Genomic DNA, 14,296 nt, shown 5'->3' with positions numbered 1-14,296 from the left:
GTGGCAGCGTCAGCGGCCACGCGCAACTATGCTGAGCCGTATCGGTTCAATTATCTCTTTGCTCTGGTCTTGGTCAGCCAGGGGTGCCCTTTTAGTTGCGATACGCGGTTGGAAAGATGATGTCCTGATCCACCAGGACGATGAATTTGTAACCTGGTCGGATCCTGATCGTCGGCTGGACATTCAGATTTTTCGAGATGGTTTGCTCTGCCATCCTGCCGAAGCTCTCGGCAAAATTCCGGCGAGCGGCGTCTGAAGCCGTGTCCTGCGTAGCGAGCGTGGAGCTCTCGGGCATCGACATGTCGATACCCGTTCCGATGATGGCGACGAGTGCCGCTGAACCGAACGTGCGCCAGAGGTGACGATCGACCTTGTCCTTGAAACCGCCGTACCCCTCGGCGTCCGTTCCGGACATGCCGGCAATCTGAAGCGTCGAGCCGTTCGGGAAGATGATGTCGGTCCAGACGACCAACACACGCTCCTGGCCAAACGACACCTTCGAATCGTAACGGCCGAACAGCTTCGCCCCCTGGGGGATCAGCAGCCGATAGCCGGTGGCACTGTCATAGATGTTCTGGCTGACTTGTGCCGAGATCCTGCCCGGCAAGTCAGAATTCAAGCCCGTAATCATGGTGGCGGGAATAATTGATCCTCGCTTCAACTCGTAAGGGGAGAGCTGCCGGACGACCTGGTTCGGCAGATAGCCAAGGTCCTTGATGTCCTGGTTGAAGAAATCCTCCTTCGAAGTCTGACCGTTTTGATCCACGTTCTGCCCGAGCAAACCGGATTTCACCGCAACGCTGTAAAGATCGGACGCACTGTTCGTGGCGGCATTTTGAGGCTGGCTGGCGTCGGTTCTGCTGTCAGCTTTTTGAACGTCCGACACATCCACCTTCAGCGGTGAATCGAGTGCGGTCGCTCGTGCCTGCAGGCTGGCCATCCTCTGACGCTGCGCCTCCCGAAGGATCTGCTCGTCCTGTTCCCGCTTCAGTCGGGCCTTCCACTCCGCTTCCGGCTCGAGTTGCGATCGCCGTTCCGTCCGGACCTCGCTCTGACGCTCGACGACTTCCTTCCTCACCGGCTCTCGTTCGACAACGTCAGGTGTCGGCTGAAAGACTTCTCGACTCTCTGGCTCGCCTATGATCCCGTCCGACACCCCGCGCTTCAACTGGTCACCGAAACTGGTCGCCGGAGAATTGGTATTGGTGTCGAGCTCATTTCCTCGGTTGAAGGATAGGCCGCGCCAAGACAGGCCGATGATCACGACACCGAAGAACAAAACGATGATAACGATCGAGATGATGATCGGCAGGCGATTGAGCCGCCGCATGCTCTGTTGATCGTCAGTATTGCCCGTCGTGCCGAGCTGGAGCGATTGAACCATGTTCTCCCCTCCCCTCAATTACGCTTCAAGATCGAGAGCGGGCTGGCCGGTGTCGCGCCCGCAGACGTCGCGGCGTAGGCACGGCCGAGCGCAATGGCTGGCGTACTGACCCTCGCCAGAACCTGTCCGTCGAAACTGTCGATCGACCACGCGACCTCGATTGGTGTTTGATCTTTACCGACTTTCCCATCCGCAATGACCGTGTATCCCCATCCCTTCAGTGCCGCCTCAAGGGCGGCGGCGTATTCGGACGTGTCCTTGTCCATTTTGAAGGTTGTGGTACCGGTTGGCCCAGCCTGTTCAGCGAGGCGGCTTGCCATGTCGCCGGCGATCGCGCTGGCGGTGGCACCGGTGACTGCAATCGAGGCGGAACTGGTAGTCAGTGTCTCATCCGCAGTCTGGCAACCGGAAAGAACGGAGGTGATGACGATGGCAGCGAGGGTCTTCCTCATCGGTCAACCTCCCCGCCGGATCGTGATTTTCTGCCGTCGCCACCCGACCCCGGACACCAACACAGCCTTGTCGACGGCGTAGTCGACGATCATCATGTCGTTCTTCAGCCGATAGTTGACGATGCGGTTCTGGCCGCCGCTGACGACGAACAGCACTGGGGCGTCCTGCCCGGAGAGGGACCGGGGAAACTGGATGTAGGTCCTGGCGCCGTCGGAGTAGACGCGCTTCGGTCGCCATGAGGCGCCACCGCTGATAGAATACGAGAAGTTCAGCTTGTCAGGAGCGCTCCCCGGAATGCCGCCGGTCTCGAGCCGGGCATTGATTTCCGCCAGCTTGGTCGACACATCCTCCGGATACTCGAAGCCAATCCGGGCCATATACTGGCTGGGATGCGATTTGAGCTGGATATGATAGGTCCGACGAGAGGTTGTGACGACCATCGACGTAACCAACCCGGTCTCGGACGGCTTGACGATCAGGTGGATTGCCTGCCCGCCGGTCGCGCCCGAAGTCGCCGGTTCGACCTTCCAACGGACGGTGTCGCCTACAAGTACATCCCGGACGATTTCACCGCCTTGCAGCTCGATATCGCAGACCTGGAGCGGCGAGCAAACAACAGAGGGCTGGGTTTCGCCGAACAGGAAAATGACCTTTCCATCAGGTCCGGTCGTGACCAGACCCGGTGCTCCCCGCCACTTCCGCGAGATGTTGGTGCCTTTCACCTCATTCGACGTCATGCTCTGCGCAAGAGCGCAATCTGCAAGGACGATTCCGGCCATGCAGCCGGCTGCCGCGATCAATCCTGTTCTGTGCATGTGACTGCCCCTTCCTTAAAGCTGTGCGGTCCAGTCGAAGTCCTGGACATAAAGACCGATCGGGTTGAGGCGGATGATCGCCTCGTCCTGTGGCGCGGTCAGTGCGACAGTCGCTATCCCGCGAAACCGCCTGGTGCCGATCTCCTTGCCCTTGCGGTCGCGCTCATATTCGGTCCAGTCGATCTGGTAGGTCTGGTTGGAGAGCGCGACGATATTGTTCACCTCGATGGCGACCGTCGATGTCTTTGCCTTTTCGAACGGCGAGTTTCCACGAAACCAGGCATTGATCTTCTGGGTCGACGGGTCTGAGGTTCTCAGGAGCGCGTAGGTCCGATCGATGTATTGCTTCTGCACCACCGCATCCGGCGTGATCGACTTCAAGCTCGTGACGAAATTACCGAGTGTCGCGCGAACGACGCGGGCATCCGCATACTCGATCTGCTGGGGGAAACCCGCCGTCACCGAGGTGCCGAGTTTGTCGACCTCGACGATGTAAGGCACGAGCTTGACCTGGGTGCTGAGATACATGGCATAGGTGAAGCCGATCACGGCCATCGATAGTCCGAGAATGCCGACGATACGCCATGCGCGCGCGGCTTGGACAAAGGAGCCATATCGTTCTGTCCACTCTTGCCGCGCGGCAAGGTAAGGGCTGTCGGGCGGCCGGTTTGCTGTCATCGCTTTTTGCCTTCCTGATGACTATTTGTCGTTTCGTTCGGGAGGTAGTTTGGGGCCGCTATGTCCAGTGCGGCCCTGATCGAGTTTGGCGTTGGCGAGTCCCATGATGGAACCGGCATAGGCTCCGGGCGAACCAATGGCTTTTTCCTTGGCCGCCGAGCTGGCTGCTTTTCCGGCCGAGCCGATCCCGGCACCCATTCCGCGAAGTGCTGAGCCCGCCATAGAGGAACCAGCAGCGCGTGCGGATTGAGCTGCAGCGGCACCAGCTCCGATGGCGCCCGCGGCGAGGGATGCTGCTCCGAGCGAGTATGATGTGGCCTGCCCGCCATGGCGCATGGCTTCCATGCCGCCAGAGATAGACGCGCCCTGAACAACGCCCTGGATGATGGTGGGGACGTACATGGCGATGATAAACACGACGACAGATATGCCGGCGATCGCCAGTGTGGTGATGAACTGATTGGACTCGGCCGTCGGTGCTTGCGCCAGGCCGAGAAGGACTTCTGATCCGATCTTCGCAATCATGACCAGTGCCATGAGCTTCAGGCCGACGCCGAAGGCGTAGATCAAATATCTGACGGCAAAGTCCTTCGTGAACGATGAGCCCCCAAGCCCGAGCATGATCATGCCGGCCAGGAGGCCGACATACATCTCGACCATCACCGCGACGAAGATCGCCGCCACCAACGAGAAGCATATGACGACGACGCCCATGGCAAGGACGGCGGCGATCGCAAGCGCGTTGTCTTCGAACACGCCAAACTTGGCCTGCTCGGACATCTGCGATGCGACCCGGATACCGGCGTCGAACACCTCAGCCGGTGAAGCGGAGCCGCCGCCCGCACCGATCTGGTAGAGACTGTTGACGATGTCCTTTGCAAGGGTTGGACCTTGGGCGAGAACGAACGCGAAGAAGCCGATGAACATGATGCGACGAACGAGTTCGGCGAACCAGCTCTCAAGGGATGCGGCCTGTATGGCAAGCCAGACGGCGGCAATGCCGACCTCGATCCCGGCGAGCATCCAGAACAGCGACCTCGCCGCGTTCATGATGGTGGTCTCCCACCCCTTCGCAGCAGCAGAAACCTGGTTCTCAAGCTCTGTCAGGACCTGTCCCTGCTGAGCGAGGGCTGGAGTGGCAAGGAGAAGGCAAGCTATTCCTACGAATGTAAGCGCCCGTTCAAGATTTGGCTTCACCATCGCGGGCGCATCTCCTGGCCTTTCTCGATCGGGGGCAGTTCTTCGGCTGTGCCGAAGAACTTCTCGCGGCTAATGCGTTGCTGTTCGCTCATGTCGGGTGGTGCCGCGGCGTCTGCCTGGACGAGATAAAGAGTGGTGCCGGAAGCCGCCGCAGCCACTAAGGCCAGCACCGCGACGATCAGGACCGGGCGGCTCACCAGCGTGGCTCCATCTTCTGGCCGCTCGGGATCGTGGAAACGTCGGCGTTGAAGAATTTCTCTCGCCGGGCCTGGGCGAGATCCTTGTCAGTCTGCTTAGTCTGGAGCCAGGTCCCCATCATCGTCATCTGCTGGGAGACCAGGCCGCGGAGCTTCTGCATCTGGGAGACCTGCTGTGCTGCGATCTGGTGCCCGACTTGAAGAGCCTTCATCTGGCCGTCGGCCGACTCCGACATGGATCGAAGCGAGCTCATGGTGCCTTCTTCCGTGTCGAACTGGTCCGCCGTCAGGCTTGCAGCCTTCAGCGTGCTGCCGATCGTATCCCGGTTCGTGTCCGACCAGGATTGGTAGGTGTTCGCGAAGGATTCGGAGTTGGGCAGGGTGGTTTTCAGGTCCGCATAGCTTTTGAACCGCTGCTGAAGGACGTCGTCGGCATTGCCCATCGAAAACGAGATGCTTTGCCCCTGGTCGACGATGCTCCGCAGACGGTTGAGATCGCCCTCGACCTGTCCCCAGATGTGGTTTGGGAGCTGCGCAGTATTTTGCAGCATGTTCTCGTAGATCTTCAGCTGGTTCTGTATCTGCTCCGCCAATTGGGTGATTTGGGTCAGCTGATTATCAACCTGCAGGCCGGAGCTTTGAAGGAGGTCGATGAGCTGAGCATTGTTGGCGAGCTGCGTCCATTCGGTGGCAGCGCCTGTTGCAGATCCCGCGTCGGCGGAGGCAACAGGCAACAGCGCGATCGCCGCGCTTATCGTTGCGACGGCCCAGTTATTGGACATTGAGTAGCGACGTTGCATTCTGAACCCCTCTTTTTTCAAGCCAAAAGATTGGCCAGTCCTGGCCATGTTCTGCCTTCAGCGCTCGGATGCGCTTCAGGTCTTCCTTTCCTGAGGCACCCACGAAGCTCAGCGCCACCGGTCCGAGCGACATATCGAAGAGCCGTCGGCCATCGGGCGTGGCGACGTAGTATTCACGCTTAGGAATGGCGCTTGAGACAATTTCGATCTGACGCTCGTTGAAGCCGATCCGTTCATAGAACTCGCGCGTCCCCGGCTCGCGCGCGGCGCCGTTCGGCAGGCAGATCTTTGTCGGGCAGGATTCCTTCAGAACATCGATGATGCCGGAGCGCTCGGCGTCCGAGATAGATTGGGTCGCCAGCACGACGGCGCAATTGGCTTTGCGGAGGACCTTTAGCCATTCCCTGATCTTGTCGCGGAACACCGGATGTCCGAGCATCAGCCAAGCTTCATCCAGCAGGATCAGGCTTGGAGAACCGTCGAGCCGCTTCTCGATTCGGTGGAAGAGATAGGTGAGGACGGGTACCAGATTGCGTTCGCCCATGTTCATGAGCTGCTCGATCTCGAAGCATTGGAATGCCCGGAGCGTCAGGCCGTCCTCTTCGGCGTCTAGAAGCTGACCCATTGGCCCATCGACCGTATAGTGATGGAGCGCATCCTTGATCTCGCGCATCTGTACCCCGCTGACGAAATCCGACAACGATTTTCCGGGCGCGGTCGCCATCAGCCCAATCTGACGTGAGATTGCATTGCGATGGTCGGGCGTGATGGTGACGCCTTGGAGTGCGACAAGCATTTCGATCCATTCGGCCGCCCAGGCCCGATCTCCGTCTGTGGAAAGATCGAGCAGCGGGCAGAATGCCAGTGCTCTCCCCTCCCCGTTTTGGTCGTTGCCGATTTCGTAGTGATCGCCGCCTGCAGCGAGCGTGAGTGGAAGGAGCGAGTTGCCCTTGTCGAAGGCAAAGATCTGGGCGTGCTCGTAACGCCGGTATTGTGCGGCGATGAGCGCGAGAAGGGTCGACTTGCCCGAGCCGGTTGGTCCGAAGATCAGGGTGTGGCCGACATCGTCGACATGCAAGTTCAGGCGAAACGGCGTCGATCCGGAGGCAACCTGCATCAGCGGCGGCGAGTTCGACGGATAGAACGGGCATGGAGCGACTGGACTTCCCGACCACACCGAGTTCAACGGGACCAGGTCCGCCAGGTTGCGCGTATTGATCAGCGGTTCACGAATGTTCGCGTACCAGTTACCGGGCAGGCTGCCGAGAAAGGCATCTGTCGCGTTCAAGGTCTCGATACGCGCTCCGAAACCCTCCGCCTGAACCAGCCGGCGAATGGCTTCCGCCTTCTCCTGTAAGGCTTCGCTGTTCTCATCAAACAGGATGACGACCGGGGTGTAGTAGCCGTAGGCGACGAGCTGCGAGGAGGCCTGGGCTATGGCGTCCTCGGTCTCCGCGACCATGGTCATGGCATCCTGATCGATCGATCGGCTCTGGGTCTGGAACAGTTGATCGAAGAAGGGGCGTACCTTTTGCTGCCACTTCTTTCGCGTGCGTTCGAGTTTCTGGCGCGCCTCTTCGGCGTCGAGGAATATGAACCGCGACGACCAGCGGTAAGTCAGCGGCATCAGGTCGAGGTTGTTGAGGATGCCGGGCCAGCTTTCCGCCGGCAGGCCATCAATGGCGACGACAGCGAGAAACCGGTTCTCGACCTTCGGCGTCAGGCCATGCTGGAGTTCTGCGGTCACCAACCAGTCGAGATACATCGGGACATCGGGCAAGCGAACCGGATGGCTCTCTCCGGTGATGCAAAATCGAACGAACTGCAGGAGATCGTCATAGCGTGCGACCCGCTCCCCTCCCCTCTCGCGGACCTCGCGGGTCTGCATGCGGGCGATCGACAGCGTGTTGGCCAGGTACTGTTCGACTTCCCGGATGGCGTTGCGAAATACGAACAGAATGGTGTCCGCATAGGATTTCTTCCGGCTCGCCTCGTCCGAATAGGTGTATTTGGCTAACGCAGTCTTCTTCGACTCGAGCGGCCGATAGGTCAAAATGACCGCATGCTTGCTCTCGAAGTGTCCCTGCTCTCGCTCGAAATGGCTCCTGCGCTCCGCGTCGATCGCGCGGGTAACAGGATCCGGAAAATGGCACTGCTCTGGAGAAGGATATTCGACCGTCGGCACCCGGATCGCCTCGACCTGGATCATCCAGCCCGTCCCGAGACGCGACAGGATTGCGTTGATTTGCCGCGACAGCTCATTGCGTTCGAGGTCGGTGGCGCTCTCGGCGTCCGGGCCGGCAAAATACCAGCCAGCCATCAGGCTGCCGTCCTTCAAAAGCAGGACGCCGTTATCGACCAGGCCGGCATAGGGAACCAGATCTGCAAAAGACGGGCCAGTCGCGCGAAATCGTTTGAGGGAAGCCATTGGGACACTTCAGTATTTTCGCCACGGCGCGGCCGTCGGCCGGTAGTGGGGCTTGTAGGAAATATGACGGGCATAGACCTGCCGCATCTGGGGATCGGACTTGGCCATCATGCGAAGCAAGCCGACGATGACGATCCAGATCGCCACACCAAAGAGCGCCGAGTAAACCGTCAAGACGACGAAGATCAGGATTACGGCGGCAAGCCCGGTGATCAGCACCAGCTCGCGGTCAGCGCCCATCAGGAGGTTTGGTCGTGACAAGGCGCGGTGGATGCGATTGCGGTGGAGGCTCATCAGGCCCCCTCCCCTTCCCCGTCCGAAACCTGTTGGCTGACCTGATCCCTTGGCAAGCCTATCGATGCGCCAGTCGCGCCGAACAAACCGACGATCGTCGTGGCGCCGAGCAGAATACCGGCCACCAGGACGACGTACATCAGCCTGCGGGCGAAATCGTTGAGCTCGCCGCCGAAGATCAGCATGCCGCCGGCGATCGCGACAGCGGCCAGAGCAATATAGCCCGCGACAGGGCCGGTAATAGATTCCTGGATCTGCTCGAGCGGCCCTTCCCACGGAAGACTCCCGCCGGAACTGGCGAAAGCTGGCGTTGCAGCGGCGATAACTGCGACTGCGATAACGGCAATTGTCGGGAATGACCTCTCAAACTGCATCCCGGTTCTCCTCTGCATAAGGTTCCGTTTGGTACTGGCCGCCTGCAAAGCGGGTCACATGGAGGATCTCGCTGATCCGCCGTCCTTTGGCCGTTCGTTCAATCGAGATGATCAGATCGATTGCATCTCCGATGACCGCCTGCATCGGCTGATGGCTTGCCTCGGCGGTCAGCTGCTCAAGACGCTGCAGGGCGGAACGCGCGCTATTGGAGTGGATCGTTGTGACACCTCCAGGGTGGCCCGTGTTCCACGCCTTCAGCATGGTCAGGGCTGCGCCGTCACGGACCTCGCCAACGATGATCCGATCCGGTCTAAGGCGCATGGTACTTTTCAGGAGACGCGACATGTCCACGGCGTCACTGGTATGCAGGCTAACCGCGTTGTCGGCAGCGCATTGGATTTCGGCAGTGTCTTCCAGAATGACCAGCCGATCGTCGGGGGAGTTTGATATGATCTCCGCGAGGATCGCGTTGGTGAGCGTGGTCTTGCCCGAACCAGTGCCACCGGCAACGAGGATATTGAGCTTCGAGGCTATAGCGTTGCGAATGATTTCCGCATGCCTTGCGGTCATGACCTTGCTCGACACATAGTCATCAAGAGGTATGAGCCGCGACGCACGACGGCGGATGGTGAACGATGGACCCGAGACGACCGGTGGGAGCAGTCCTTCGAAACGGTGTCCGCCGATCGGCAACTCGCCCGAAACGATAGGGCGATCGTCGTCCACCTCCGAGTTCAGAACATGGGCGACGCTTCCGATGACAGTTTCCGCCGCAGACTGTGTCATCTCCCCGGCCGCGGCCATGCCGTGACCGAGCCTTTCGATGAAAAGCCGACCATCAGGGTTGAGCATGATCTCAACGACGCTCGGGTCTTCGAGTGCTACACACAGATGATCTCCCAATGCGTTCTGCAGCTTGCTGACGAGACGGGGGAGTGAGCGGTTTTGGGTGCTGAGCATGATCAGGCCGCTTCCGCTTGATAGATTGAAAAGTCTGACGAATAGGCGCCGCGTCGAATGCGATCGAGGCCCTGCCGGTCTGCGAGGAGCAGGCCAGCGACGCTTCTCGATTCGTTGATCTGTGCAGGCGCGCCGAGACGGCTCAGAGGCCAGTCCGCACGACGGAGGATGCGCTCGAGCCTGACGTCCGTCGCGGTCGCGAATTCCCTGTAACCGCTGAGGATGTTCCGCTCGACGATGCCGGCAAACATCACGAGCGTCGCCGAGCGAAGGCCCGCCTGCTCCCGTTCCACCGCGGTGTTCGTGCCCCGGCAAAATCGAGAGCTTTCGATCATTCGATGGTAAGTTGAGAGATGCGCCATTTCCAGGAGTTCGGGAACTACCTTCTCCAGCAGGCGCGCGCATCCGACCAAAGCGTCGCAACGGTCGAGGCGAAGGACGTATGCGGAACCCAGCTTGTTGAAGTTGCCTCTTTCAAGACCGGATGTGCCACGGGCTTTCCAAGCCGGTCGACCACGGAAAATGCGGGCGCGGAGACGGTGCATGGCGCGAATGAGACGGTTCTCAGCTTCGCCTTTCAGGTTCTTGATGGCGACGACGCGCATTGAGCAGATCTCCCTGCGTTGATGACGTAGGGAGGTTTGCCGGGGCAATGAACTTCGATCTACTACCAAAAGTGTTAGCGACTGATTCCATCGCGGACGGGCGTTTCACACCAAAAAATAGGGTCTAGGCCCTCGAGTTCACTAGCAAAAGTGTTAGTAGGCCGCATCAATTGCCTTTTATGCTTCAGCAGCAACATACGGAAATTGCTCAAGAAAACGGTACTTCCAAGCGGACCTCTTCGCATTCGCTTGTGCACGTTACGGGTTTGCTAACCCTATTTTTCTTGCCATGGTGTGGGAATCGGGTGAATGTCACGATAATTGGACGAAAATCCTAGAATTATCGTGACTGAAGGCGAACAAATCAATGAACGTGAAAATGGCCGCTTCAGAGAAAGTGACGAGTTTCGCGGATACAATCCTCGCACAGGGCGGGGATATATCCTCGAAGCTCGACATGCTGCGGCAGGAGAAATTCCCACCGAATGCACAGAAGACGCTTCGCCAGTTCTCACTGGCGGAAGTCGCGGACTTTGTCGGCGTCTCGCAGAGCTATCTCAAGAAGCTTCATCTTCAGGGAAAGGGGGTCGAGCCTAGCACGACCTCGACCGGCCGACGCTACTATACCGCAGATCAGATCAACGAGCTTCGCCAGTTGCTTGATCGGGTGCCGCATCGGCAGGCTCATGAGAAGCTGCAGGTTATTGCAGTCGTCAATTTCAAAGGCGGTTCGGGTAAGACCACGACCTCAGCTCACCTCGCGCAATTTCTCGCGTTGAAGGGCTACCGAGTCCTCGCTGTCGACCTTGACCCTCAGGCATCATTGACCGCGCTTTACGGCATCCAGCCCGAGTTGGACGAGAAGAAGTCGTTTTATGAAGCGTTGCGCTACGACGACCAACGCATGTCGATCAAAGACGTGATCCAGGCTACCAATTTTCCAAACCTCGATGTGGTGCCTGCCAATCTCGAACTGCAGGAGTACGAGTACGAAACTCCGATCGCCATGCAGCGGAAAGACTCGACTGCCGGGAAGATGTTCTACACCCGCATCGGGGACGCACTGGCAGAGGTCGATGATCGCTACGATGTCGTTGTCGTCGACTGCCCTCCCCAGCTTGGCTATCTCACGCTAACGGCGCTGACTGCCGCGACATCGGTCCTCATCACCGTCCATCCGCAGATGCTCGACATCATGTCAATGTCTCAGTTCCTGCTGATGCTCGGAGAGATCTTAAAGAGCGTCGAAAGTGTGGGCGTTGACGTGTCTCTCGACTGGTTCCGTTATCTGGTGACACGTTACGAGCCAACCGACATCCCGCAACAGCAGATGGTCGGTTTTATGCAGTCGATGTTCGCTCAACATATGATGAAAAACCATATGGTCAAATCGACCGCCGTTTCAGATGCGGGCCTGACCAAGCAGAGCTTGTACGAGGTCGAGCGCGCTCAGTTCACGGCCTCGACATATGATCGGGCCCGTGAGTCAATGGATGCCGTCAACAATGAAGTCATCGAGCAACTCCAGAAGGCTTGGGGGCGGCGCAGTGCTTAGTCGATTGTCAGCCGTACAGATCGTTTTTTTCCGTAAAGAAAACAGCGGCATAATCAGATACGGAGATTGCTATCATGGCGCGTAAGAACGTATTTGCGAACATCACGTCCTCAGCGAACGAAGGTAAAGAACGCAAGGCGACACCCGGGTATGCCACCCACGGTGCCTCCAGATCCATGATCAGTTCGCTGAGCGAGCTTCGAGACAAGGTCGCACAGGCCGAACAAAATGTTCCCGGCGAAACGATCATCGAGCTTGATCCCGAGCTTCTTGAATCCTCTTTCGTTACTGACAGGATGGGTGTCGACGATATCGCCTACGCCGAGCTACTCGAAGCAATCCGGGAGCGCGGTCAGGACACGCCGATACAGGTCCGCCCCCACCCAACAGCCGAAGGCCGCTATCAGATCGTCTTCGGGCATCGTCGCGCGCGCGCTGCCAAGGATCTCCGACGCCCGGTCCGGGCTGTCGTAAAGGCAATCTCAGACGCGGACCATGTCATTGCCCAGGGTCAGGAAAATTCTGCCCGCGAAAATCTGTCCTTCATCGAGCGCGCAATGTTCGCCCAGCGATTGGTTGACCTGTCATATGACAGGTCGACGATCCAGACCGCGCTCTCTGTGGACGCGCCGATGTTGACCCGGATGTTGTCCGTATCGGGTCGCGTACCGGCCGAAATCGCGAATGCAATTGGCGCGGCGAAGTCCGTTGGTCGGGATCGTTGGACTGAATTTGCCCAGCAGATCGAAAGGCCTGCAACGCTTGAACTGGTGCGGATCCTTGTCGATGATCCATCGTTCTCGTCGCTCGGCTCAGACGCGCGTTTCGAACTTCTTGCAAAAAGCATCAAGAAGGCAGCCAGGCCGTCAAAGCGGCAGAGCAATGCAAGTGAATGGCGCGCACATGATTCGAGTGTCCGGGCAGAGTTCAAGGGAAGCGGGAAAAGCTACTCGATTGCGCTGAAAGCAAACGACGCCGGCAGGTTTGGGCGGTTTATTGCCGAAAACCTCGATCGTCTGCATCAGGAGTTTCTGAGTTCAACTACAACAGAAGGAAAATAGCGGCAAAAGAAAAAGGCCCCCCAACGTCGCCGTCGTGGAAGCCTTCCTCATGTCTAAGCAACCTGAGAATCGCATTTCCATGAATCACAGTCAAGAGTCTTTGGCGCCAGTTTGGTGAGTTGATTTCCTTTGCCTTTAGAAAGGTGAGAGGAACATGCAAACAGGAAATGTAACGACGCCATTCGGGCGGCGACCGATGACGCTTGCCTTGGTGAAGCGTCAGCTTTCGACGGCAGATATCCAAGCGGGAAAAAGCGTCGACAAGTGGAGAGTCTATCGCAGTGCCTGCGAGGCGAGAACGATGCTCGGTCTGCGTGACCGTGCCCTTGCCGTCTTGAATGCCTTGCTGAGCTTTTACCCCGAGCAGGAACTCCGCGAAGACAGCAATCTTGTCGTCTTTCCATCGAATGCTCAGCTTGCGATCCGCGCCAACGGGATCGCGGGAACGACGCTTCGTGAGAATCTCGCTCTCCTCGTGCAGGCGGGGCTTATCCAGCGCAACGACAGCCCGAACGGCAAGCGTTACGCTCGCAAAGGAAACGATGGAGGAATAGAAACCGCCTACGGTTTCAGTCTCGCGCCGCTTCTTGCCCGCGCAGAAGAGCTCGCGATAATGGCTCATCAGGTTGCCGAGGAGAGCCGGCGGCTGCGTGTCATCAAAGAACGCATCACGATCAAGCGCCGCGACATTCGCAAGCTTATCACGGCCGCGATGGAGGAGGGCGCCGCGGGGAACTGGCAAGCGGTCGAAGACGCCCTCGTGACGACCATTGCTCGGATCAAGACGGCGAAGACAAGCCCCGCCCTCGAAGCCTGCCTTGATGAGCTGACCTTGTTGAGCGAGGAAGCCGTCAACATGCTGGAAATTCAGCTAATTCCACAAAAAACCGACGCCAATGGTGACGAAATCCGTCATCACATACAGAATTCAAATACCGAATCCTTTAATGAACTTGAACCTAGCTCTGGAAGTGAGCAGGGCGAGAGGCCGGCGGCAAGACCAAGACCAGCTGCCCAGCCGATAAAGGCTTTCCCGCTGGGTATGGTGCTTAGGGCGTGCCCGCAGATCGTAGATTACGCTCCTGGTGGTTCAATCTCGCACTGGCGGGAACTGATGACTGCCGCAGTCGTGGTTCGCAGCATGCTTGGGGTTAGCCCGTCTGCCTATCAGGACGCCTGTGAAGCCATGGGGCCAGAGAATGCAGCGGTGGCTATGGCCTGTGTTCTTGAGCGGGCAGGGCATATCAACTCACCAGGCGGATATCTGAGAGATTTGACAAGACGGTCTGAAAGAGGCGAGTTTTCTCTCGGGCCGATGCTGATGGCGCTGCTCAGGACGCATGAGACAGGGGGACAGAAATCGGCTTGAGATCACAGTTCAGGTTCGTTCCCCATCATTTGCAGGGAAGTGAGCAATGAGGCCTTCGGTTGTCAGCCGTACAAATCCACGTTTTCGCCAATAATTACAAAACGTTGATCTAATGTCGTCGG

15 protein-coding genes are annotated in these 14,296 nt (G+C 58.5%); 3 read left to right on the top strand and 12 right to left on the bottom strand.

The annotated features are described in order from the left end of the window. Positions 1-91 precede the first annotated feature (91 nt). From trbI to DYZ14_RS12560, 12 genes are read right to left on the bottom strand one after another with little or no spacing between them, the layout of a single operon-like run. Positions 92-1,384 carry an IncP-type conjugal transfer protein TrbI gene (gene trbI / locus DYZ14_RS12615; protein WP_154721005.1) on the bottom strand — a complete coding sequence of 431 codons (1,293 nt, stop codon included), beginning with the start codon at positions 1,382-1,384 and terminating at the stop codon, positions 92-94. 14 nt (positions 1,385-1,398) lie between these two features. Continuing rightward, positions 1,399-1,836, bottom strand: a complete 438-nt coding sequence (trbH, locus tag DYZ14_RS12610) for a conjugal transfer protein TrbH (RefSeq protein WP_154721004.1) — start codon at positions 1,834-1,836, stop codon at positions 1,399-1,401. A gap of 3 nt (positions 1,837-1,839) precedes the next feature. After that, a complete protein-coding gene (trbG, locus tag DYZ14_RS12605; protein ID WP_154721003.1) occupies positions 1,840-2,652 on the bottom strand; it encodes a P-type conjugative transfer protein TrbG in 813 nt (270 codons plus the stop codon). 15 nt (positions 2,653-2,667) lie between these two features. Beyond that, complete coding sequence (locus tag DYZ14_RS12600) at positions 2,668-3,330, bottom strand: conjugal transfer protein TrbF (protein ID WP_154721002.1); 663 nt, start codon at positions 3,328-3,330, stop codon at positions 2,668-2,670. A 21-nt stretch (positions 3,331-3,351) separates the two neighbouring features. After that, the gene (trbL, locus tag DYZ14_RS12595) at positions 3,352-4,530 is read right to left on the bottom strand and encodes a P-type conjugative transfer protein TrbL (RefSeq protein WP_154721001.1); all 1,179 of its coding nucleotides are present in this window, start codon (positions 4,528-4,530) and stop codon (positions 3,352-3,354) included. After that, the gene (gene trbK / locus DYZ14_RS12590; RefSeq protein WP_154721000.1) at positions 4,524-4,727 is read right to left on the bottom strand and encodes an entry exclusion protein TrbK; all 204 of its coding nucleotides are present in this window, start codon (positions 4,725-4,727) and stop codon (positions 4,524-4,526) included. Before trbK ends, trbL begins: the two co-directional genes overlap by 7 nt. Beyond that, positions 4,724-5,527: a P-type conjugative transfer protein TrbJ gene (gene trbJ / locus DYZ14_RS12585; protein ID WP_154720999.1), complete on the bottom strand. Its 804-nt coding sequence runs from the start codon at positions 5,525-5,527 to the stop codon at positions 4,724-4,726. The genes trbK and trbJ overlap by 4 nt, the downstream gene beginning before the upstream one ends. Further along, positions 5,499-7,955, bottom strand: coding sequence for a conjugal transfer protein TrbE (locus DYZ14_RS12580; RefSeq protein ID WP_154720998.1), 2,457 nt, complete (start codon positions 7,953-7,955; stop codon positions 5,499-5,501). Before DYZ14_RS12580 ends, trbJ begins: the two co-directional genes overlap by 29 nt. 9 nt (positions 7,956-7,964) lie before the next feature. Further along, the gene (locus DYZ14_RS12575) at positions 7,965-8,249 is read right to left on the bottom strand and encodes a conjugal transfer protein TrbD (protein ID WP_154720997.1); all 285 of its coding nucleotides are present in this window, start codon (positions 8,247-8,249) and stop codon (positions 7,965-7,967) included. Then, on the bottom strand, positions 8,249-8,623 hold the full coding sequence (locus DYZ14_RS12570; RefSeq protein WP_154720996.1) for a TrbC/VirB2 family protein: 375 nt from the start codon (positions 8,621-8,623) through the stop codon (positions 8,249-8,251). Before DYZ14_RS12570 ends, DYZ14_RS12575 begins: the two co-directional genes overlap by 1 nt. Next, positions 8,613-9,584, bottom strand: coding sequence for a P-type conjugative transfer ATPase TrbB (gene trbB, locus DYZ14_RS12565; protein ID WP_154720995.1), 972 nt, complete (start codon positions 9,582-9,584; stop codon positions 8,613-8,615). The genes DYZ14_RS12570 and trbB overlap by 11 nt, the downstream gene beginning before the upstream one ends. A 2-nt stretch (positions 9,585-9,586) precedes the next feature. Continuing rightward, positions 9,587-10,189 carry an acyl-homoserine-lactone synthase gene (locus DYZ14_RS12560; RefSeq protein WP_154720994.1) on the bottom strand — a complete coding sequence of 201 codons (603 nt, stop codon included), beginning with the start codon at positions 10,187-10,189 and terminating at the stop codon, positions 9,587-9,589. A gap of 367 nt (positions 10,190-10,556) precedes the next feature. On the opposite strand from DYZ14_RS12560, the gene repA reads away from it, so the two are divergent. From repA to repC, 3 genes are all read left to right on the top strand, one after another. After that, a complete protein-coding gene (gene repA, locus DYZ14_RS12555) occupies positions 10,557-11,744 on the top strand; it encodes a plasmid partitioning protein RepA (RefSeq protein ID WP_154720993.1) in 1,188 nt (395 codons plus the stop codon). A gap of 74 nt (positions 11,745-11,818) precedes the next feature. Continuing rightward, entirely contained in the window at positions 11,819-12,805 is a 987-nt protein-coding gene (gene repB, locus DYZ14_RS12550; RefSeq protein ID WP_154720992.1) for a plasmid partitioning protein RepB, read from the top strand. A 154-nt stretch (positions 12,806-12,959) separates the two neighbouring features. After that, positions 12,960-14,174: a plasmid replication protein RepC gene (gene repC, locus DYZ14_RS12545; protein ID WP_154720991.1), complete on the top strand. Its 1,215-nt coding sequence runs from the start codon at positions 12,960-12,962 to the stop codon at positions 14,172-14,174. Positions 14,175-14,296 lie beyond the last annotated feature (122 nt).

Origin of the sequence: Ciceribacter sp. T2.26MG-112.2 (assembly GCF_900492205.1) — a bacterium.
Taxonomy (GTDB): domain Bacteria; phylum Pseudomonadota; class Alphaproteobacteria; order Rhizobiales; family Rhizobiaceae; genus Allorhizobium; species Allorhizobium naphthalenivorans_A.
This window is presented reverse-complemented; position numbering and strand designations above follow the sequence as displayed.

What these genes read in the sequence shown, in the direction of transcription:
- trbI (WP_154721005.1), bottom strand. Translation starts at nt 1,384, where the DNA reads ATGGTTCAATCGCTCCAGCTCGGCACGACGGGCAATACTGACGATCAA.
- trbH (WP_154721004.1), bottom strand. Translation starts at nt 1,836, where the DNA reads ATGAGGAAGACCCTCGCTGCCATCGTCATCACCTCCGTTCTTTCCGGT.
- trbG (WP_154721003.1), bottom strand. Translation starts at nt 2,652, where the DNA reads ATGCACAGAACAGGATTGATCGCGGCAGCCGGCTGCATGGCCGGAATC.
- DYZ14_RS12600 (WP_154721002.1), bottom strand. Translation starts at nt 3,330, where the DNA reads ATGACAGCAAACCGGCCGCCCGACAGCCCTTACCTTGCCGCGCGGCAA.
- trbL (WP_154721001.1), bottom strand. Translation starts at nt 4,530, where the DNA reads ATGGTGAAGCCAAATCTTGAACGGGCGCTTACATTCGTAGGAATAGCT.
- trbJ (WP_154720999.1), bottom strand. Translation starts at nt 5,527, where the DNA reads ATGCAACGTCGCTACTCAATGTCCAATAACTGGGCCGTCGCAACGATA.
- DYZ14_RS12580 (WP_154720998.1), bottom strand. Translation starts at nt 7,955, where the DNA reads ATGGCTTCCCTCAAACGATTTCGCGCGACTGGCCCGTCTTTTGCAGAT.
- DYZ14_RS12575 (WP_154720997.1), bottom strand. Translation starts at nt 8,249, where the DNA reads ATGAGCCTCCACCGCAATCGCATCCACCGCGCCTTGTCACGACCAAAC.
- DYZ14_RS12570 (WP_154720996.1), bottom strand. Translation starts at nt 8,623, where the DNA reads ATGCAGTTTGAGAGGTCATTCCCGACAATTGCCGTTATCGCAGTCGCA.
- trbB (WP_154720995.1), bottom strand. Translation starts at nt 9,584, where the DNA reads ATGCTCAGCACCCAAAACCGCTCACTCCCCCGTCTCGTCAGCAAGCTG.
- DYZ14_RS12560 (WP_154720994.1), bottom strand. Translation starts at nt 10,189, where the DNA reads ATGCGCGTCGTCGCCATCAAGAACCTGAAAGGCGAAGCTGAGAACCGT.
- repA (WP_154720993.1), top strand. Translation starts at nt 10,557, where the DNA reads ATGAACGTGAAAATGGCCGCTTCAGAGAAAGTGACGAGTTTCGCGGAT.
- repB (WP_154720992.1), top strand. Translation starts at nt 11,819, where the DNA reads ATGGCGCGTAAGAACGTATTTGCGAACATCACGTCCTCAGCGAACGAA.
- repC (WP_154720991.1), top strand. Translation starts at nt 12,960, where the DNA reads ATGCAAACAGGAAATGTAACGACGCCATTCGGGCGGCGACCGATGACG.